The sequence below is a fragment of the Streptomyces shenzhenensis genome (genome assembly GCF_003688995.1).
In the GTDB taxonomy this organism is placed as follows: Bacteria; Actinomycetota; Actinomycetes; order Streptomycetales; family Streptomycetaceae; genus Streptomyces; species Streptomyces shenzhenensis_A.
In genome coordinates this window covers 52,961-70,920 of sequence record NZ_PENI01000041.1, presented here as the reverse complement: position 1 = coordinate 70,920, position 17,960 = coordinate 52,961, and the positions used below count along the sequence as shown (strand labels likewise).

The window sequence follows — 17,960 nt, the reverse complement described above, 5'->3', positions numbered from 1 at the left end:
GGTGCGAAGGGAATCGCGCCGACGGCTCTTGAGTCTCACCGTCTGCCGGATCCCCATGCTGACACCCTTCATGGCCGGCGCGGCCATCGGCACCTCACTGAACCCCTCCGACATCCAAAGGCTTGCCCAAGCATTCGTGCGGACCTGAGCGCCCGTCAAGTGCCCTGGGAAAACTCGCCCGCTGCGCGGGAATCTCCGGACGATGAGTCCTAAGACGGACTCGACGCCTTTGCGGGCGATCCGGACTCCAATGCGCTAGCAGCGTCACCATTTCCGCAGGTCCGGGCGGTTATACGCGTTGTCCGCGTGCAGGCGCTCGGGCTTGGAACGGCGACCGCGATCCGGATCGCTCGTCTGGTGACCCACCACCATGGGCTTCAGCCCTTCGCTGTCGTGGGTGTTGCCGGCTGAGACCCCGACGAGGAGGGGCAGTCCGTTCGCGTCCGACAGGACGTGCATCCTGGAACCCGGCTTGCCCCGGTCCACGGGGCTGGGACCTGTGTGTTCGCCTCTCTTTTCGCCCTGGCGTGCGCGGTGTCGAGGACGAGGCGGGTGACGTCGATGAGGCCGGCGTCGTCCAGGCGGTGCGGGACGGCCTCGTGCAGGCGGACCCAGACGCCGGCTCTGGACCAGATCAGGAAACGGCGGTGGGCGGTCGACTTCGAAATGCCGAAGCAGGGAGGCAGTGCCCGCCAGGCGCAGCCGCTGACCAGCACGTAGATGATCGCCGCGAACAACGTCTCATCAGGAGTGTCCTGCGTCCCGCCGCCCTGCGGCCGAACCCTCGACGGAGGGATCAGCGACTCCGCGATCTCCCACAGCCCGTCCGGAACAATCCAACTCCACGTTCCCCGCCCCATACACAGCCCAACGTCCGCCTCACCACGTAGGACAACGATCTAAAGGCCCAGGCACGGGCCTCCTCCCAGTACTCCGCCGCGGTCATGTCGTGCACGCGCACGTGTGTCCGAGGGGGCGGAAGTCCCGCCCGCAGACATGGCAGATCACGGTGCCCGCGTTCTCGTCGCGGATCAGGAGGCTGAAGTCGGGATGTCGGCCGAGTCGTTCGCTGTCACTTGTCCGAGGTGGGGGCATGGACGCTACCTGCCGCGTGGGAACAGCGTTCCGCCCGCCCTACGTGTCGGCGACGATTCCGAGCACGGACCGCAGTGTCTCTGAGAGTTGAGCGGCGGGCAGGCCCCCACCCTGTGCCAGTTCGGGTGAACCTCCGCCGCGACCGTTCAGGAGCCGCTTGACCAGAGCGGAGGCGTCCTGCCCTGCGGCCCGGCCCACGCTGTTGACGGCTGCCACGAGGACGGCACCACCACCGGACTCCGCGCCGATCACGACCACGCCCGGGTGTTCGGCGGGGAGGAGATCGCGTACGGCGATGGCGAAGGCCCTTGCTCCCTCCGCTCCGTCGTCGGTCGTCGCGGTGACGACGAGGACGCCGGCCGCGTCCTGGGCCTCGGCGGCCAGTGCCGCTGCCCGTGCGCGGGTGGCCTGCTGTCGCAGCCGCTGGTTCTCGCGGTCGGTCGCCTTGAGCCGGCCGACCATCGCGGCGATCCGGTCGGGGAGTTCGGCACGCGGGGCCTGAAGCTGCTCGGCGATGCGGGTCACCAGGTCGCGTTCGCGGGCAAGGTAGGCGAAGCCCTCGACGCCGACCACCGCCTCCAGGCGGCGCATGCCCGTGCCGACCGACGACTCGGAAGTGAGTGCGAGGACACCGATCTGGGCTGCGTGCTCGACGTGGGTGCCGCCGCACAGCTCTCGTGACCAGGCGCCGCCGATCTCGACGACGCGGACCTTCTCGCCGTAGGTCTCCTCGAAGAGAGCGAGTGCGCCCAGTTCTTTGGCCTCCGGAAGGGCCATCCAGCGCACGCCGACCGGTAGGTCGCGGCGCAGGGCCTGGTTGGCGGCTTCCTCGATCTCGCTGCGGGCGGTGGCAGAGAGGGCGCCGCGCCAGGGGAAATCCAGGCGGAGATGGCCGGGGCGGTTGTAGGAGCCGGACTGGAGGGCGTCCGGGCCGAGGATCTGACGCAGGGCCGCGTGCAGGACGTGGGTGCCGGAGTGGGCCTGGCGGGCGCCGAGCCGCCACTCGGGATCGACGACGGCGGTGACGGTGGCTCCGACGGCCAGTTCCCCGGAGGTGACGCGGACCTGGTGGGCCACGAGCCCCGGCAACGGCCGCTGGACGTCGAGAACCTCAGCCTCCGCCGACGTACCGGAGAGGCGGCCGGCGTCGCTGTCCTGGCCGCCGGACTCGGCGTAGAACGGGGTACGGTCCAGCACGGCCGTGACGATCTCGCCCTCCCGTGCCACCGGCACCGGGCCGGACGGTCCGAGCAGGGCCAGGACACGGGAGTCGGTGGTCAGGGTGTCCCAGGCCCGCCAGTCGGTGGGGCCGTACTCGTCGAACACCGGACGCAGGGCCGAAGTGTCCGACGTGCCGCCGGACTTGCGGGCGCGGGCGTCGGCGCGGGCCCGCTCGCGCTGCTCACGCATCAGCGCGGTGAAGCCCTCACGGTCGACCTCTACACCGTGTTCGGCGGCCATCTCCAGGGTGAGGTCGATGGGGAAGCCATGGGTGTCGTGCAACAGGAAGGCTTGTGCGCCGGGGAGTTGGCGGCCGCCGGCCGCCTTGACCTTGGCGACCGCCGTGTCCAGGACGGTCGTGCCCTGGCGCAGAGTGGAGCGGAAGGTGTCCTCCTCGCCGGCCGCCTGGTCGGTGCTACGGCCGTAGGACTCGGCCACCTCCGGATAGCTGGGCGCCATGCAGTCCCGGGCGATCACGAGCAGGTCGGGCAACACCGGGTCCTGATAGCCGAGTTGGCGCATGGAGCGGATGGAGCGGCGCAAAATGCGACGCAGGACGTAACCACGGCCCTCGTTGCCGGGGACGGTGCCGTCGGCCAGCAGCATCAGGGCGGTGCGGACGTGGTCGGCGACCACCCGCAGCCGGACGTCCGCCTCGGTGCCGGCACCGTAGCGGACACCGGCCAGCTCGGCCGCGCGCTCCAGGACGGGGCGGGTCTCGTCGATCTCATAGAGGTTGTCCACGCCCTGGAGCAGCGTCGCCATCCGCTCCAGGCCCATGCCGGTGTCGATGTTGCGGCGGGGTAGTTCACCTAGGATCGGGTAGCCGGACTTGCCGGGGCCCTCGCCGCGTTCGTACTGCATGAAGACGAGGTTCCAGAACTCCATGTAGCGGTCCTCGTCGACCGCGGGACCGCCCGCGCGGCCGAGGGCCGGGCCGCGGTCGTAGTACAGCTCCGAGCACGGGCCGCAAGGACCGGGCACGCCCATCGACCAGAAGTTGTCCTCGTCGCCGCGTGCCACGATCCGCTCGTCGGGCAGGCCGGAGATCCGCCGCCACAGGGTGCGCGCCTCGTCGTCAGTGTGGTGCACGGTCACCCAGATGCGGTCGGGGTCCAGGCCGTAGCCGCCGTCCGTGACCGGTGCGGTGGACAGCTCCCAGGCGAAGGCGATGGCCTCCTCCTTGAAGTAGTCGCCGAAGGAGAAGTTGCCGTTCATCTGGAAGAAGGAGCCGTGCCGGGTGGTGCGGCCGACCTCCTCGATGTCCAGGGTGCGCACGCACTTCTGCACGCTGGTCGCCCGCGGCCACGGGGCCTGCGCTTCACCTGTCAGGTAGGGCTTGAAGGGCACCATTCCGGCGTTGACGAACAGCAGCGTCGGGTCGGGGGTGGGCAGCGGGGCGCTGGGGACGAGGGTGTGTCCTCGTTCGGCGAAGAAGCCGAGGAAGCGGCGGCGGATCTCGGAAGTACGCAACGGGGGCTCACAGAGGTTGGGCGGCCAGGGCGCGGGCGGGGTGGTGGGGGCCGAGGAAGACGACCATGCCCTTGCCCTCGGGGGAGGGGTGGGTGGCCTGGATCCAGCCCTGGCGGCGGTAGAAGGACATGGCCCGGCTCGACTCCACGGAGGTCATCAGCCAGGAACGACCGTCGGGGACGTCCGCGGAGACGGCGGTCAGCAGGTCTGCGGCCAGGCCGGTGCCCTGGGTGGCGGGCCGTACGGCCAGTTCGTCGATCTCGCGGGCGCCGCACAGCCAGTCCACTGTGCGTTCGATGCCGAGGCCGGCGCTGGCCTGCGGGTAGCAGCGGTCGGTCGGGAACGGGGCGAGAGTTGTCCAGCCGATGGCGAAGCCGACCACCTGGGAGCCCTCGAAAGCGACGGCGGCGGTGAAACCCGGACGCCGGACGTTGTCCGACAGCCGGCCGACGAACTCCACCGCCTGCTCCTCGCCCTCGTGCCAGGGCGGGGCACAGAAGGCGTCGACATAGACGGAGCGCAGATCGGGGAAGTGAGCGCGTAGGTCCTGGCCCCGGAAGAGGCGAACGGAGGTCATCAGGCGGCCACCGCCACGGGGTGCAGTGCGGCGTACTGCAGGGGCGCCGACGGGTCGATCGATACGTCCAGTGGCGCCGCTTCGGCTCCGGCCTGTACGAGGAGGTCGCCGACGGCCGCGATCATCGCGCCGTTGTCCGTGCAGAACTTGAGCGGCGGCACGCGCAGTTCGATCCCCGCCGTCCGGCACCGCTCCTCCGCCAGTGACCGCACGCGCGAGTTGGCGGCCACCCCGCCCACCACGACGAGTGTTCCGACGCCGTGCTCGCGACAGGCCGCGACCGCCTTCCGGGTCAGTACGTCGGCGACCGCTTCCTGGAGCGAGGCCGCCCCGTCGGCCACGGGCAGTTCCAGGCCCGTGTGGCCCTCGGCCCAGCGGGCGGCGGCCGTCTTCACCCCCGAGAAGGAGAAGTCGTATGGAGCGTCCCGCGGGCCGGTCAGGGGGCGGGGGAAGGCGACGGCGCGCGGACTCCCGTCGCGCGCCGTCCGATCGATGGCCGGGCCGCCGGGATACGGCAGCCCGAAGACCCGCGCGACCTTGTCGAAGCATTCCCCGGCCGCGTCGTCGAGGGTGTCGCCGAGGTGGACGATCGGATCGCGGGCGAGGTCCCGGACGAGGAGGAGCGAGGTGTGCCCGCCGGAGACGATCAGCACCATGCACGGGTCCGGCAGCGGGCCGTGCTCCAGGGTGCCGGCGGCGACGTGGCCGGCGAGGTGGTGGACGCCGTAGAGCGGGACACCGAGGGCGTAGGCGATCCTCTTCGCCCCGGCCACTCCGACCTGGAGGGCGCCGGACAGCCCCGGACCGGTGGTCACCGCCACCGCGTCGATGTCGGCCAGCCGCAGGCCGGCTTCGTCCAGCGCCTGCCGCACCACCGGGCGCAGCGCGTGCAGGTGCGCCCGGGAGGCGATCTCCGGGACGACACCGCCGTAACGGGCGTGCTCCGCCATGCTCGACGCCACCACGTGACCCAGTAAGCGTCCGTCCCGGACCAGGCCGGCGCCGGTCTCGTCGCAGGACGACTCGATGCCCAGCACGATCGGAGAACCCATTGCACCCCTTCCTGCATTCACCACGTTATTGCGAGTAGTGTGCAATAAGGAACCCCAGGGTGTGAAGTCGGGCTCGGGGCCGCGAGGCACTGAGGGTCCTGCGCGGAGGTGCGTCGGCCGGCCTGAGTGACCGTGTAGCCGTACTCCGCCGCCTCGGTCGGCCGTCCCCTCTCTGCCGCTCCTGCCCCGTCATGCGCTGCAGCGGGCGCATCGGCCGTAGAGCAGCGGTGAAGTGGCGCGGCGCCGGAGTGCAGCCCGGCGAGTTCCGCGATCCGTTCCACGGCCTCCCGCAGTTGTTCGATCGGCAGATCACCCACTTGGCCGCTTCAGTTCCGCGGTGACTTCGGCACAGGAGAGATGGTCGCCGGAAGCCGAGTGCTTGCCTCCTGGGCCGTCAATCAAGATCGGCAGGGCTGCGCCGTCGTCTTCATGCTCACACCACATCCGTCATGGGCTCGTGGACATGTGGTGCTTACCTATTGCCCTCTCGCCCAAGTGCGCCGGAATGAGGATCGCTCGTGGAACTGGCCGAGTACTCGGACTACGCTGTGCGCCTCGTCAACACCGACCAGGCGGCCCGCGGCGCGGATTCGGACTGGCTCACCTCCGTCGAGTCGGTCCGCGCTCTCTTCGGAGAGTTCTCCAAAGCCGCCCGGCGGGTGACGCACGCCGACGTGACCCGGTTCCGGTCTGTGCGGACCCGGCTGCGCGCGGTCTTCACCGCCGCGGACGAAGGTGACCACACCCAGGCTGTGGACCTGCTGAGCTCGCTGCTCATGGAGTTCCCGGTCGGTCCGCAGATCTGCGGCCGCGACTACCTCGACAAGGAGGGCCGACCCCGGTGGCACATACATCTCGCCGAGCACCCGTCGAACGCCACCGCAGGCTATGCCGCCATGTCCGCGATGGGTCTGGCCTTCCATCTGACCAAGTTCGGGCCCGACCGGCTCGGCGTGTGCGAGGCCGTGCCGTGTCGCAACGTCTCAGTGGACTCATCAACTAACCGGTCCCGCCGCTACTGCTCCGAACGCTGCGCCACGCGCGTCAACGTGGCCGCATGCCGGTCCCGTAAACGCCGGCAGGCCAACGACACGGCCGAACCTGTCGACCCGCCACCGGCAACGGCCAGGAGCGAGACATCTCCAGCCTCCTCGACTCCAAGGCGCGCATGGGTAGAGCCGACCTGACAGGCCGGTCGGCCTGCCGGTGATGGAGAGCGCGGGCGACGTCGAGGCGGCCCTCCGTGACGCTACGCCGGGATCCCACTGTGCCGCCATCCGCGCGACGCCGTCGGCGAGAGCCCCGCCACGGACCGGCGGTCCCGCCTCGGGCAGAGCGGCGCCGGAGCGCCTGCCTTTCATCGGCAGTGCGCTTGACCTGCGGCTTTTCGTCGACGCTGACTGAAACCTGACGCGGGATTTACCGCGGCTGTCTTGTAGTTGCAACCTATTGGCAGAAACCTTGAAGGCGCGGCTGAAAACAGTCGTACGCCGAGCAGTAAGGCCCATCTCCGCATGATCACCGCTCCCGATTCCGCCCGCCCGGCTTCCCCGGTCGGTCGCGGTTTCTCGTGGCACCGTATACGCACCTCGATGTCCCGCAGGGAATGGGCCAGCGTCGGCGGGATGGCCGCCTTCATCCTGGCGCTGCACGTCATCGGCTGGTTCACCCTCGTCGCAATCGTCGCGCCCGAGCACTACAGCCTGGGCACCAAGACCTTCGGCATCGGCATCGGCGTCACCGCCTACACGTTGGGCATGCGGCATGCATTCGACGCCGACCACATCGCCGCCATCGACAACACGACCAGGAAGCTCATGAACGAGGGGCAGCGCCCGCTGTCCGTCGGCTTCTGGTTCTCCCTCGGCCACTCCACGATCGTCTTCGCGCTCGCCTTCCTGCTCTCCCTCGGCGTGAAGGAGCTGGCAGGTCCCGTGGAGAACGACGACTCCGAGCTGCACAGTGTCACCGGCTGGATCGGTACGACGGTTTCCGGAACGTTCCTCTACGTCATCGCGATCATCAACTTGCTGATCATGGTGGGTATCTGGAAGGTCTTCCGGCAGATGCGCTCCGGCCACTTCGACGAGGCCGCCCTGGAGGAGCAGCTCAACAGCCGCGGCTTCATGAACCGGCTGTTGGGCCGCCTGATGAAGTCGATCACCAAGCCGTGGCAGATGTACCCGCTGGGTGCTCTGTTCGGCCTCGGCTTCGACACCGCCACCGAGATCGCCTTGCTGGTCCTGGCCGGCTCGGGAGCGGCCTCGGGCCTGCCCTGGTACGCGATCCTCTGTCTGCCCATCCTCTTCGCGGCCGGCATGTCGCTGCTCGACACCATCGACGGCTCGTTCATGAACTTCGCCTACGGCTGGGCCTTCTCCAAGCCGGTCCGCAAGGTCTACTACAACCTCACCATCACCGGCTTGTCCGTCGCCGTCGCCCTCATCATCGGTACGGTCGAGCTGCTGGGTCTGATCGCCGAGAAGGCCGACCTGCACGGCCCGTTCTGGGACTGGGTCTCCGGTCTGGACCTGAACATCATCGGGTACGTCATCGTCGGCCTGTTCTTCGTCACTTGGGCGGTCGCCCTGGTGGTGTGGAAGGTCGGTCGGATCGAAGAGAAGTGGACGGCTGGGCTGGCCCAGGGGTCGACCCCCGCCGAACAGGGCGTCGAGTAGCACGGCCGCGGCGCCGTGCTCCGGCGGCGCCGCATCCCCACGCACGCCCCCGGATACCGGCGAGGGGCCCAGACGATATCCTCGCCGTCCCCGCGCCGGACGGCCCGTGTCCGGGAGGCGCCGATCAGCAGGATGGTGCGCACATCCGGTCAGTCACCGCAGTCGGCGCATCGGCCGTAGACGAGCAGTGATCCCGAGGAATCAGGCCGCAGCCCCGTCAGTTCCTCGATCTTTCCCACTGCCTCCGTGAGGTGTCGGCTCGCCAATCCCTCGACGTGTCCGCACCGGCGGCACACGGCGTGGTGATGCGGTTCGCCGGTGATGCCGTAGCGCGCGGGCCCGGGGCCGTGCACGACGTGTACCAGCCCGGCGGCCGTGAGGGTCTCCAGAGTGCGGTAGACCGTGGCGGGATGGACAGCGATGTCGGACCGCGCGAGTTCTTCCCAGGCTTCCGTGATGGACAGGTGACGCCCGGAAACAATGAGCAGTCTCAGCATCTGAAGCCGCCCCGGAGTGCACCGCAGCCCGTGACGCCTCAGCCGAACCCGCGGTTCGTCCGATGCCGCCGTACGGTCGTGTTCCGTCTGCAGGGCCACGCTCACGCTGCTGCCTCTCTCGGGCCGGGGCCCGCGCGCACGATCGGCCAGGGTGCGGCCCATTGCCGAATGCCACCAGACTGCCCACAAAGGATATTGCGAACCTCTTGCAACAGCAAAAGGCGTCTCATGAGCCTGCCGCGACCCGCCTTCGGTCCTAGGGCCAATGCCTGAGCGGCAGCTAGGGTGTATTGCTGCTAGCAGTGCAACTGCACATGAGTGGCAATAATGGCGGAGGATGTTGGACATGGCGGTTTACACGCTCCCGGAGCTTCCCTACGACTACTCGGCGCTCGCGCCCGTGATCAGCCCGGAGATCATCGAGCTGCACCACGACAAGCACCACGCGGCCTACGTGAAGGGTGCCAACGACACGCTGGAGCAGCTCGCGGAGGCGCGGGACCAGGAGACCTGGGGCTCGATCAACGGTCTGGAGAAGAACCTGGCCTTCCACCTGTCGGGCCACATCCTGCACTCGATCTACTGGCAGAACATGACTGGCCCCAAGGACGGTGGCGGCGAGCCCCTGGCCGCCGACGGCGTGGGCGACCTCGCCGACGCGATCACCGAGTCCTTCGGCTCCTTCGCCGGCTTCAGGGCCCAGCTGACCAAGGCCGCGGCCACCACCCAGGGTTCGGGCTGGGGCGTGCTCGCTTACGAGCCCGTCAGCGGTCGGCTGATCGTTGAGCAGGTCTACGACCACCAGGGCAACGTCGGCCAGGGCTCCACCCCGGTCCTGGTCTTCGACGCCTGGGAGCACGCCTTCTACCTGCAGTACAAGAACCAGAAGGTCGACTTCATCGACGCCATGTGGGCCGTCGTCAACTGGCAGGACGTGGCCAAGCGCTACGCCGCCGCCAAGGAGCGCGGCGACAGCCTGCTGCTGCGGCCGTGACGCCGTAACCCCGTCCGCACACAGACGTCCTGCTCGTGATCGTCTTCTCAACCTTCACTTGCAGGCGGTAGGACGAAGGGCTCCCACAAGCCGGATGCTTGCGGGAGCCCTTCTGCTGTCGGCGGTGTCCGCTCCTTGTGGCAGTGCGGATCGCGCCCCTGTGCGTGATCGCCCTCTTCACAAGAGGTGCTGCCGGTGACTGTGTGAACGGTTCGTGGTCTTTGACGTGGTTGCCTACGCGGCCTGCGTCTGCGTGTCCGCCTCCGGCCTGCGCGGCAGCAGGCCCACCGTGAGCACCGGTACGGCCGCGAGGAGGGCCCACGGCACCGCCGCCGGGAGTCCCGCGTCGAGCATGGACCCGGTGGCCGAGCTGCCGATGAGCACGATCACGCCGGAGACGGAGGAGAGCGCGCCGGTATAGAGACCGATGCGCCCCTCCTCAGCGAGGTCGGGTACCCAGGCGCGGGCGGCGGGCACGATCAGCATCTGGCCGAGGGTGAGCAGTACGACGAACCCGGCGGCAGGAAGGAGACCTGCCGGGCCGGTCCAGTCCGCCGGGCGCGCCACCGCGACGACCGCGAACCCGGCGGCGACCAGCCACAGCCCGGCGGCCATGGAGCGGCGCAGGTCGAGCCGGTCGCCCGTCCACCGGGTGACCGGGAGCTGCGCGAACACCACGAGCAGGGACGACAGGGCGAACAGCCAGGACAGCGGCGTCTGGGAGCCCGCCGCGCGTTCCACCTCGTCGGGCAGGGCGAGATAGAGCTGGTTGTAGGCGAGCAGATAGCTGCCGTAGGCACAGCACAGGGAGAGGAAGCGGCGGTTGCGCAGCAGTTCACGCACCCCGCCCCGGTCCCGTACCCGGACCCGGCCGGGAATGTGCCGGGGCATCAGCCATGCGTGCCCGGCGAGGACCAGTACGAACACTCCGGCTCCGGCGAGGCATGCGGTGCGGAAGTCCACGGCGAGGAGCAGACCGCCGAGCAACGGGCCGACGAAGGCGCCGGCCTGCCCGGCGGCGGAGAACAGGGCCAGCACCCGGGTGCGGGAGCCGTGGCCGTCCTCCTCCCACACCATCGCCTGCCGGGCCACCTCCGACTCCACGGCCGGGGAGAACAGCGCGGCGGCGAAGCCGATCAGCAGCACCGAACTGATCACGGCCCACGTCGCCTCGGCGAACCCCAGCCAGGCGAAGCCGCCGATCCGCAGCACACAGCCCACCAGGACGACGGGCCGTACCCCGTACCGGTCGACGAGCCAGCCTCCGATCACGAAGAGCCCCTGCTGGCTGAACGTCCGCAGCCCCAGGACGAAGCCGACCAGCCAGCCCGCCATGCCGATCGCCGTGCCGAGGTGCTCGGCGAGGAACGGGAGCACAGCGAAGAAGCCGATGTTGAAGGCGAGTTGGGTCAGGATCAGCAGGCGCAGCAGCGGGGAGAGCTGCCGCCAGGTGCGTTCGCGCGGGGACCGCGGGCCGGTGGCGCGGCGTTTCGACAAGAGCCGGGAGAACATGTCGCTCATCAGAGGATCGAATCCGTCAGCGAGAGTCGGTGGGGGCGGGGGCCAGGACGGCGTGCCGGGCGGTCTCGGCCGATGGCGCGGCCGGCCCGGAATCGGCGGGCCGTACGGTCACCGTCGGCTGTTTCGGCCTTCGCCGCGGCAGCCGGGCTCCGCCCGCCGCGGTGACGGCCAGCGCGCCGAGCAGGGTGAGGGCAGCGGCGGGGGCCAGGACGGCCCAGGGGGCGCGTTCGACGTAGGGCTGGTTCTCGGCGAGCAGCAGGCCCCACTCGGGGGACGGCGGCTGTGCGCCCAGGCCGAGGAAGCCGAGGGCGGCCAGGCCCAGGGCGATCCCGGGCAGCCGCAGCAGGGCGTGACGGACGACGGGCGGCAGCACGGCGGGGAGCAGTTCGTGCCGGAGCAGATACCAGGGGCCGGCGCCGAGCGCGCGGGTCGCGGTCAGGTGCAGGGTGGCGCGCTCCTGCCGGAGCAGGGCGGACGTGTGGGTGGCCAGCGGTGACCAGGCGACGACGGCCACGGCGAGCGCCGGAGTCCACGGCCCACTGCCCGCGATACCGGTGACCAGGAGCGCGGCCAGCACGGACGGTACGGCGTTGACGGTGTCGACCAGCGGTCCGGACAGCCGGGGCAGCAGGCCCAGCAGCACACCGGTCAGCAGGGCGGCGGCGCTCACCGCGAGGGCGGTACCGAGGGTGCTGAGCGCGCCGTGCGCGATCCGCGCCAGCACGTCCCGGCCGAGGGCGTCGGTGCCGAACGGGTGTGTCCAGGAGGGGGCCTGGAGGCGGTCGGTGGTGTTCAGCGCGAGCGGGCCGCGCGGCAGGCCGAGAGCGATGACGGTGGCGAGCAGCAGCCCGTACACGAGGGGTACGACGCGGGGTGCGGGTGGGGTCGGCCGGTGCAGGGAGTGCAGGGCGCCGTCGCGCAGCGCGGGCCCGGTCAGCCGGCGCACGCCGAACCGGGCCAGCAGGGCGGCCAGTGCCGCGAGTGCGACGAGGGCGAGTGTGCCGGTCTGCAGGACGGGCAGGTCCTGGGCGAGGGCGGCGCGCAGGGTGAGCCGCCCGAGACCGGGGATGTCGAAGAGCGTCTCGACGGCGACGGATCCGCCGGTCAGGCCGACCACGAACAGCGCCAGGTTGGGCAGCAGTCCGGGCGCACAGCGGCGCAGCGCCTGCCGTGCCACGGACGCGGGCGGAACCCCGCGTGCGGCGGCGGCCAGTGCCCACGGCTCGGTGAACGCGGACGGCAGCAGGTCGTCCAGCATCCGCCCGAGGATCGCCCCTGTGGGCAGACCGAGGGCGAGAGCGGGCAGGATCATCCACCTCGGGCCGTACCAGCCGAGCGCCGGCAGCCAGCCCAGCTGTACGCCGACGACGGACGCCAGCACGGAGGCGACGAGGAACTCGGGCAGCGCGGCCAGCACCGCCGAACCGGTGCCGCCGGGTCCGCGCCCGCCGAGCCGGCGCCGCGAGCCCAGCCACAGGGTGCGGGCACACGTGGCCCCCGCGGTGAGCACGGCGACCACGACGGCGCCGGCCATCAGCAGCAGGGACGCTCCGAGAGCCTGCGCGACGGCGGGCAGCACTTCGGTGTCCGACACCCAGGACCGGCCCGCGTCCCCGCGCAGCAGCCCGCCGAGCCACTTCCCGAGCAGGCGGAACGGGTCCTCGTCCAGGCCGAGTTCGACACGGATGGCGCGCAGGGTCGCGGGATCCGGGGTGCGTTCGGCGGAGCGGGCCTTGAGCACGGTCAGCGCGGGGTCGGTACGCGAAAGCCACGGCAGCAGGCCGATCGCGCAGACGAGAGCGGCCGTGAGCACCGCCCGCCATATCAGCGTGAGGCCGCCGCCCCGCGCAGCTCGGCGCAGGGCGGCGGCGAGCCCGGCCAGGGCGGTCAGCGCCGGGTCCCGGTGCCGACGAACTCCCGCTCGTACGGGTCGAGAACGGCACCCTTGACGGACGTACCGATACCCGTGACCACCTTCAGATGCACGAGCGGGATCACCGCGTCGGTGCCGAGGATCGCGGCCTCCGCCTTCATCGCCGCGTCCTGCCGCTTGCTCGGGTCGGACTCGGCCCCGGCGGCGGCGACCAGCTTGTCCACGTTCTTGTCGCACAGGAACGCCAGGTTGTAGGAGCCGGCGCAGGCGAAGTCGCTGGCGAGGACGGTCACCGGATCCCCGGTGTCGAGCATGACATTTCGGGCGACCACGGCCGCGTCGAACTTCTCGGTCAGCAGATCGCTTTCGAGCCGGGCGTAGGTGCGCACCTCCAGTTTCACCGTGAACCCGGCCTTCTCCAGCTGCTGCTGGAGTACCTGGGCGCTCTCGGGCAGCTCGGGCCGGTCGCTGTAGGTAGCGATGGTGATGCTCTTGCCCTTGGGGCTGGTGGCCTTCGCCCGGCCGGTGGGCGCGGTCCGTTTGCCGGCGGCCCAGCTCAGGGCGGGACCGTAGAGGCCCTTGGCGGGCTCGGCGTATCCCTCGAACACGCCCTTGGCGACGGCGGCGGTGTCGATCGCCTCACGTGCGGCGGCGCGCAGCCCGGCGTCCTTGAAGATACCGGCCTGGGTGTTGAGGAACAGGCTTGTGTTGCGGGCGGTGTTGATCTGGTGGACGGTGGCCTTCTTGAGGGAGGCGACCTGGGCGACCGGGATGGCCTCGGCGATGTCCACGTCGCCGGTGCGCAGGGCGTTGGCGCGGGCGGTGCCGTCGGAGATGAACTTGGCGTCGATGCCGGACGCCTGGGCACGGCCGCCCCAGTAGTCGTCGAAGCGGTCCAGCGTGGCCGCCGTATCACCAGTGATCTTGGTGAGCGCGAAGGGACCGGTGGCGGTGCCGACCGGGTTCACCTTGCCGTCCTTGCCGTACGCCTTAGGCGAGAACACCGCGAGGTTCGGGTTGGCCAGCCGCAGCGGCAGCACCGGGTCGGTCTCGGCGGCGGAGACCTTGACCTGGTCGTCGCCGACGGCCTGTGCCGTCAGTTTCACTCCGGAGATGGCGGCGGGCGCGGGGTCGGCCGCGGCGGCGTGGGTGAGTGCGGAGGCGACGGCCTTCGCGGTGACGTCGGTGCCGTCCTGGAACTTCGCGTCCCGCAGGGTGAACACCCAGCTCCTGCCGTCTTGTTCGCTGCTCCATGATTCCGCCAGCGCGGGCACGGCGGTGCCGTTGGCGTCGAGCCGGGTCAGTCCCTCGACGACCCCGAGCCGGGACAGATCGATGCCGTCCTGGCCGTAGGGGGAGTAGTTCTCCGCGGGGGCGAAGGCGAGCGCGACGCTCAGACGTCCGCCGTCACCGGAGCCTGAGCCCGAGGACGAGTCGTGGCCGGAGGAGGAGAAACAGCCGGCGAGCAGGGGCGTGAGCAGGAGACCGGCTATCAGGTGTGGGCGGGGAGATCTCATGGTCCTCGTCTTGTCTTTCGGGGGCTTTGCGATCGGCGTCGACCGGCATCACGTGAATGCAGTTTTCATTTAGAGAGGGGGATCTCGAAGTGCACGACGCCGCTGCCGCCGTCGGGCACCTCCTCCCGCTCGTCGCAGACGACTTTGCCGAGCGTCTGCCACAGCCCCATCGCGCCGGGCGAGTGCGGATACGTGTGCAGATACACGGCTCGGTAACCACCGTCCGCCCGGGCAAAGTCCAGCAGGCTGTCCACCAGTCGCCGGGCCAGCCCGCGTCGGCGGTGCTCCGGCCGGACGTACACCCGCCGCAGCTGGGCGGTCTCGCCCGACGGATACCGCTCGGCCAGCCACCGCGGGTTCGGTGGATGCGCCGGCCCGCGCGCGTCGAGCGCGGCCGTCGCGGCCACGGCCCCGTCGCGCTCGTCCACCGCGACCAGCAGGGTGTGCCGGGGCGGGACGACATAGAAGGACTCGGGATCGACGATGTCGGCGTGCCAGCGCGGCACGTACCCGGTGCCGAAGTCGCGGTAGACGGTGTCGAGCATCACTGCCCGGGCTTCGCCCAGGTCTGCGAGCATGGCTGTCTTAATACGGTACTCAAGCACCTGCGCATCATATGCAGTAGATTCTGTGGGTCCGATCCGGGGCGGGCCGGGGCCCGCGGGTACCGCGCTCGCTCGCGGGCAGCTCGCCGACCCAGACCTGATCACCCGGCTGATGGGGCCGGACCGTCTGCCGGAGATCATTCGGCACCGCCACCTCGCCAACCCCCAGCTGCGCTGCTACGCCGAGGGGGACGAGGTACCTCCCTCACTCTTCCTGTCCACCAGCGTCAACCGGCGCAGGCAGGCTGTCAGCCAGGCCGACGGGCAGCCCTCGGCCGGATCCTCGACGGCGGCGGAACCGTGGTCCTGGACCACGTCGACTCCTTCGACCCGACACTGGAAGTCACCTGCCGCGCCCTGGGCTGGTGGTCCGGCGAGTTCACCTCCGCCAACGCCTACCTGGCAGTCGGCGACACGGACGGCTTCACCCTGCACTGGGGCGACCACGACGTGATCGCCGTCCAGCTTTCCGGCGAGAAGCCCTGGGAGGTCCGGGGCCCCTCCCGGCCCGCTCCCATGTACCGGGGCGCCGAACGCAACCTCCCCCCGTCGGAGGAGGTGCTCTGGAAGGGCGCGGGCCCGGCAGTGGGATGCCGGGCGATCGCCATCCGCACCCGTGCGTGGTTGGTCAGGAAGGTCCAGCGTCGGCTCTGGTGGTCCATGATGATCGAAGCCCTTCCCACCGCAGTGCCTGTCAGTGTCCAGCTCGGCCCGGCGTCCGGTCAGGCTGAGGTCTTCGACTGCGGACCGGGGCCTTGTGTGCGCAGTTGCTCGTTGATGCGCTGGGCTTCTTCGAGTTGGTCTTCGAGGACGATGATGCGGCAGGCAGCTTCGATCGGGGTGCCCTGGTCGACGAGTTCGCGGGCGCGGGCGGCGATGCGCAGCTGATATCGGGAGTAGCGGCGGTGGCCGCCCTCGGAGCGCAGAGGTGTGATCAGACGATGTTCGCCGAGGGCGCGCAGGAAGGCGGGGGTGGTGCCGAGCATGTCGGCGGCCCGGCCCATGGTGTAGGCGGGGTAGTCGTCATCGTCGAGGTTGTCGGCGGGACGAGATGCGGCAGGGGGCATAGACCTCTTCTTCCGGGGACGCATCGGGGGGCCCGGGTGCCGTACCGGCACCCGGGCCCCGAGCTTGCAACACCATCTACCGGCGCATCGTGCCGGTCTTCTGTGTCCGCAGGTTCCGCCTGGGAGGACGGGGCTGCGGGGATCGTGAATACGTAACCGGGGACCACCTTCCAATCCGGGGTCTGCGTAGCCGGGCGGACTGCTTCCTCGCCCGGGCGATCCTGATGGCGTCTCGCTCCTTACCTTCGGTTACACGGTTTGTACTGCTGGATATCGCGGGTACTGCTCGCGGCCCCCTGCGGGGTCGCGTCCTGCTTGACCTGCTTGCACGGCAGTTCGTGTCTGCCGTGCCCTCTTTGACTTCCTGAGTGCGACCACAACAGTAACTCCGCGACGAGCCCATGTCTACTACCGCCATGACAGGTTTTCTCCAGGAGTGATGCGCAGACTCTTGTCTCAGATGAACCCGAAAGACTGCTGTCCCGGGTTGCTTCCTGGCCCGGCGGGCACATGCTGAGCCGGGAGGCGCAACCGATCCAGGGTGGGGTGATACGCGCATGACCGACATGGAGACGACACGCACGCAGGCCCTCAAGGCTCCTGCCGTGGTTGAGGGCGACAGCCCCGCCGGTGTCGCTCGTGCCCGTGACGTCGCCCGCGCCTTCGTCGAAGACCTGGATCCGCCCCCGGCCTCCGAGACGGCGGAAACTTTCGTTCTCGTGGTCTTTGAACTCACCACCAACGCCCTGCGTCACGGCGGCGGCCGCTACATCCTCCGACTCGGCGCCACCGCCGACGCGGTGCGCGTCGCCGTCACCGACCTCAACCTGTCACCCCCGCAGGGACGCGCCCCCGACCAGGGCGATGGCGCCGGTGGGTTCGGGTGGCCCATGGTCCGTCGCCTCGCCAGCGGGGTGACCATCGCTCCTGGCCCCGGGCGGGGATGGCCGCCTGCCACGGTGACAGCGCCGCCAAGGGGCAGCCGTGGCTGATTGGAGTTGATCTCTTAAAGAGCGGCAGGCTCCGGCCGACCGGCCGGAGCCTGCCGCGTGCGTTCCGACGTCGCGCTTGGAGCTGTATATCGGTCAGTCGGGGGCGGCATCTGTGGCTCCGGCGGAGTCCGTGAGGGCGTCGAGCCGGGCGGCGAGGCCGGGGTGGGTGGGGGTCAGGTGGGGGCGGGTGGCGCCCAGGGGGCGGATGAGGGCGGCGGGGTCGTCGTCGGCGAGGGCCGCGTTCAGCTGCCTGAGCGGGGAACGCGCGGCGGCTGGAAGGTCGGTGAGGGCGGTGATCTGGCCGGCGATGCGGCGCAGGTCGGCGGCGTTGCGGCGGGCCCAGGTGGCGGCGCTGCGTTCGGCGGCGCGGTGTTCGCGGGTGGCCTGGACGCGTTGTTCGCCGGTGGTTCCGGCGGGTCCGGGCCGGCCGCGCAGGTAGCGGCGTTCGGCGGCCTGGCGGCTGGCGACGCCGAGGGGTTGGGCGAGGTCGGCCCAGCTGGCGCCTGCGTGGCGGGCGGTTTCGATCAGGCCGGTTTCCCAGCCGGCGAGCTGCTCGCGCACCTGTCGCAGCAGCAGCAGGGAGGCCAGGGCCTGCTCAGAGCCGACGCCGGGGGCATCGGGGGAGCCGGGGGCCTCGTGCCGAGCGGCGCGCAGGGCGTCATCTATGGCGTGCAGGGCCGCCGTGGCGGCGAGAAACGATGCCGGGCTCTGCGCGCCGGTGCTGGAAGAGGCCGGCTGGTCGGCTGCTGTCACGGGCACCTCCCTCAGACTGTCATCCTTCAGACGACGCTCTTGTTT

At 70.4% G+C, this 17,960-nt stretch carries 15 protein-coding genes and 2 pseudogenes; 5 read left to right on the top strand and 12 right to left on the bottom strand.

Going from position 1 to position 17,960, the window contains the following annotated elements:
- Positions 1 to 189: 189 nt before the first annotated feature.
- The 4 genes and pseudogenes from CTZ28_RS40075 to tsaD all read right to left on the bottom strand — a co-directional run.
- Positions 190 to 860, bottom strand: a pseudogene (locus CTZ28_RS40075) (IS5 family transposase); the annotation flags it as partial.
- A 274-nt stretch (positions 861 to 1,134) separates the two neighbouring features.
- Complete coding sequence (alaS, locus tag CTZ28_RS40070) at positions 1,135 to 3,789, bottom strand: alanine--tRNA ligase (protein ID WP_121894688.1); 2,655 nt, start codon at positions 3,787 to 3,789, stop codon at positions 1,135 to 1,137.
- 7 nt (positions 3,790 to 3,796) lie between these two features.
- A complete protein-coding gene (locus CTZ28_RS40065) occupies positions 3,797 to 4,366 on the bottom strand; it encodes a GNAT family N-acetyltransferase (RefSeq protein ID WP_121894687.1) in 570 nt (189 codons plus the stop codon).
- On the bottom strand, positions 4,366 to 5,418 hold the full coding sequence (gene tsaD, locus CTZ28_RS40060) for a tRNA (adenosine(37)-N6)-threonylcarbamoyltransferase complex transferase subunit TsaD (RefSeq protein ID WP_121894686.1): 1,053 nt from the start codon (positions 5,416 to 5,418) through the stop codon (positions 4,366 to 4,368). Before tsaD ends, CTZ28_RS40065 begins: the two co-directional genes overlap by 1 nt.
- Positions 5,419 to 5,936: 518 nt before the next feature.
- Here tsaD and CTZ28_RS40055 point away from each other — a divergent pair.
- A complete protein-coding gene (locus tag CTZ28_RS40055) occupies positions 5,937 to 6,605 on the top strand; it encodes a CGNR zinc finger domain-containing protein (protein WP_121894685.1) in 669 nt (222 codons plus the stop codon).
- A gap of 327 nt (positions 6,606 to 6,932) precedes the next feature.
- On the top strand, positions 6,933 to 8,096 hold the full coding sequence (gene nicT / locus CTZ28_RS40050; RefSeq protein WP_183154832.1) for a Nickel transporter NicT: 1,164 nt from the start codon (positions 6,933 to 6,935) through the stop codon (positions 8,094 to 8,096).
- 149 nt (positions 8,097 to 8,245) lie between these two features.
- On the opposite strand, the gene CTZ28_RS40045 is transcribed toward nicT, so the two are convergent.
- Positions 8,246 to 8,755, bottom strand: coding sequence for a Fur family transcriptional regulator (locus tag CTZ28_RS40045; RefSeq protein ID WP_121894683.1), 510 nt, complete (start codon positions 8,753 to 8,755; stop codon positions 8,246 to 8,248).
- 184 nt (positions 8,756 to 8,939) lie between these two features.
- Here CTZ28_RS40045 and CTZ28_RS40040 point away from each other — a divergent pair, with 184 nt between their 5' ends.
- On the top strand, positions 8,940 to 9,587 hold the full coding sequence (locus tag CTZ28_RS40040) for a superoxide dismutase (protein ID WP_121894682.1): 648 nt from the start codon (positions 8,940 to 8,942) through the stop codon (positions 9,585 to 9,587).
- A 234-nt stretch (positions 9,588 to 9,821) separates the two neighbouring features.
- Here CTZ28_RS40040 and CTZ28_RS40035 read toward each other — a convergent pair whose 3' ends face one another.
- The 5 genes from CTZ28_RS40035 to CTZ28_RS49030 form a co-directional block, all read right to left on the bottom strand.
- Positions 9,822 to 11,108, bottom strand: a complete 1,287-nt coding sequence (locus tag CTZ28_RS40035) for an MDR family MFS transporter (protein ID WP_183154831.1) — start codon at positions 11,106 to 11,108, stop codon at positions 9,822 to 9,824.
- A gap of 16 nt (positions 11,109 to 11,124) precedes the next feature.
- Positions 11,125 to 12,921, bottom strand: a complete 1,797-nt coding sequence (locus tag CTZ28_RS40030; protein ID WP_121894681.1) for an ABC transporter permease subunit — start codon at positions 12,919 to 12,921, stop codon at positions 11,125 to 11,127.
- 74 nt (positions 12,922 to 12,995) lie between these two features.
- Positions 12,996 to 14,498 carry an ABC transporter substrate-binding protein gene (locus tag CTZ28_RS40025; protein ID WP_121894680.1) on the bottom strand — a complete coding sequence of 501 codons (1,503 nt, stop codon included), beginning with the start codon at positions 14,496 to 14,498 and terminating at the stop codon, positions 12,996 to 12,998.
- Between the two features lie 65 nt (positions 14,499 to 14,563).
- Positions 14,564 to 15,076, bottom strand: coding sequence for a GNAT family N-acetyltransferase (locus tag CTZ28_RS40020; protein WP_259472033.1), 513 nt, complete (start codon positions 15,074 to 15,076; stop codon positions 14,564 to 14,566).
- Between the two features lie 204 nt (positions 15,077 to 15,280).
- Positions 15,281 to 15,418, bottom strand: coding sequence for a hypothetical protein (locus CTZ28_RS49030; RefSeq protein ID WP_259472038.1), 138 nt, complete (start codon positions 15,416 to 15,418; stop codon positions 15,281 to 15,283).
- Between CTZ28_RS49030 and CTZ28_RS49025 the strand changes: the two are divergent.
- A pseudogene (locus tag CTZ28_RS49025) lies at positions 15,404 to 15,550 on the top strand (JmjC domain-containing protein); the annotation flags it as partial. The gene CTZ28_RS49030 and the pseudogene CTZ28_RS49025 overlap by 15 nt on opposite strands.
- Positions 15,551 to 15,825: 275 nt before the next feature.
- On the opposite strand, the gene CTZ28_RS40010 reads toward CTZ28_RS49025, so the two are convergent.
- The gene (locus CTZ28_RS40010) at positions 15,826 to 16,170 is read right to left on the bottom strand and encodes a MerR family transcriptional regulator (RefSeq protein ID WP_121894678.1); all 345 of its coding nucleotides are present in this window, start codon (positions 16,168 to 16,170) and stop codon (positions 15,826 to 15,828) included.
- 557 nt (positions 16,171 to 16,727) lie between these two features.
- Here CTZ28_RS40010 and CTZ28_RS40005 point away from each other — a divergent pair.
- Positions 16,728 to 17,162, top strand: coding sequence for an ATP-binding protein (locus CTZ28_RS40005; RefSeq protein WP_121894677.1), 435 nt, complete (start codon positions 16,728 to 16,730; stop codon positions 17,160 to 17,162).
- A 93-nt stretch (positions 17,163 to 17,255) separates the two neighbouring features.
- On the opposite strand, the gene CTZ28_RS40000 is transcribed toward CTZ28_RS40005, so the two are convergent.
- A complete protein-coding gene (locus CTZ28_RS40000) occupies positions 17,256 to 17,915 on the bottom strand; it encodes a type III effector protein (RefSeq protein WP_121894701.1) in 660 nt (219 codons plus the stop codon).
- Positions 17,916 to 17,960 lie beyond the last annotated feature (45 nt).

What these genes read in the sequence shown, in the direction of transcription:
- CTZ28_RS40065 (WP_121894687.1), bottom strand. Translation starts at nt 4,366, where the DNA reads ATGACCTCCGTTCGCCTCTTCCGGGGCCAGGACCTACGCGCTCACTTC.
- tsaD (WP_121894686.1), bottom strand. Translation starts at nt 5,418, where the DNA reads ATGGGTTCTCCGATCGTGCTGGGCATCGAGTCGTCCTGCGACGAGACC.
- nicT (WP_183154832.1), top strand. Translation starts at nt 6,933, where the DNA reads ATGATCACCGCTCCCGATTCCGCCCGCCCGGCTTCCCCGGTCGGTCGC.
- CTZ28_RS40045 (WP_121894683.1), bottom strand. Translation starts at nt 8,755, where the DNA reads ATGGGCCGCACCCTGGCCGATCGTGCGCGCGGGCCCCGGCCCGAGAGA.
- CTZ28_RS40040 (WP_121894682.1), top strand. Translation starts at nt 8,940, where the DNA reads ATGGCGGTTTACACGCTCCCGGAGCTTCCCTACGACTACTCGGCGCTC.
- CTZ28_RS40035 (WP_183154831.1), bottom strand. Translation starts at nt 11,108, where the DNA reads ATGAGCGACATGTTCTCCCGGCTCTTGTCGAAACGCCGCGCCACCGGC.
- CTZ28_RS40025 (WP_121894680.1), bottom strand. Translation starts at nt 14,498, where the DNA reads ATGAGATCTCCCCGCCCACACCTGATAGCCGGTCTCCTGCTCACGCCC.
- CTZ28_RS40020 (WP_259472033.1), bottom strand. Translation starts at nt 15,076, where the DNA reads ATGCTCGCAGACCTGGGCGAAGCCCGGGCAGTGATGCTCGACACCGTC.
- CTZ28_RS40010 (WP_121894678.1), bottom strand. Translation starts at nt 16,170, where the DNA reads ATGCCCCCTGCCGCATCTCGTCCCGCCGACAACCTCGACGATGACGAC.
- CTZ28_RS40005 (WP_121894677.1), top strand. Translation starts at nt 16,728, where the DNA reads ATGACCGACATGGAGACGACACGCACGCAGGCCCTCAAGGCTCCTGCC.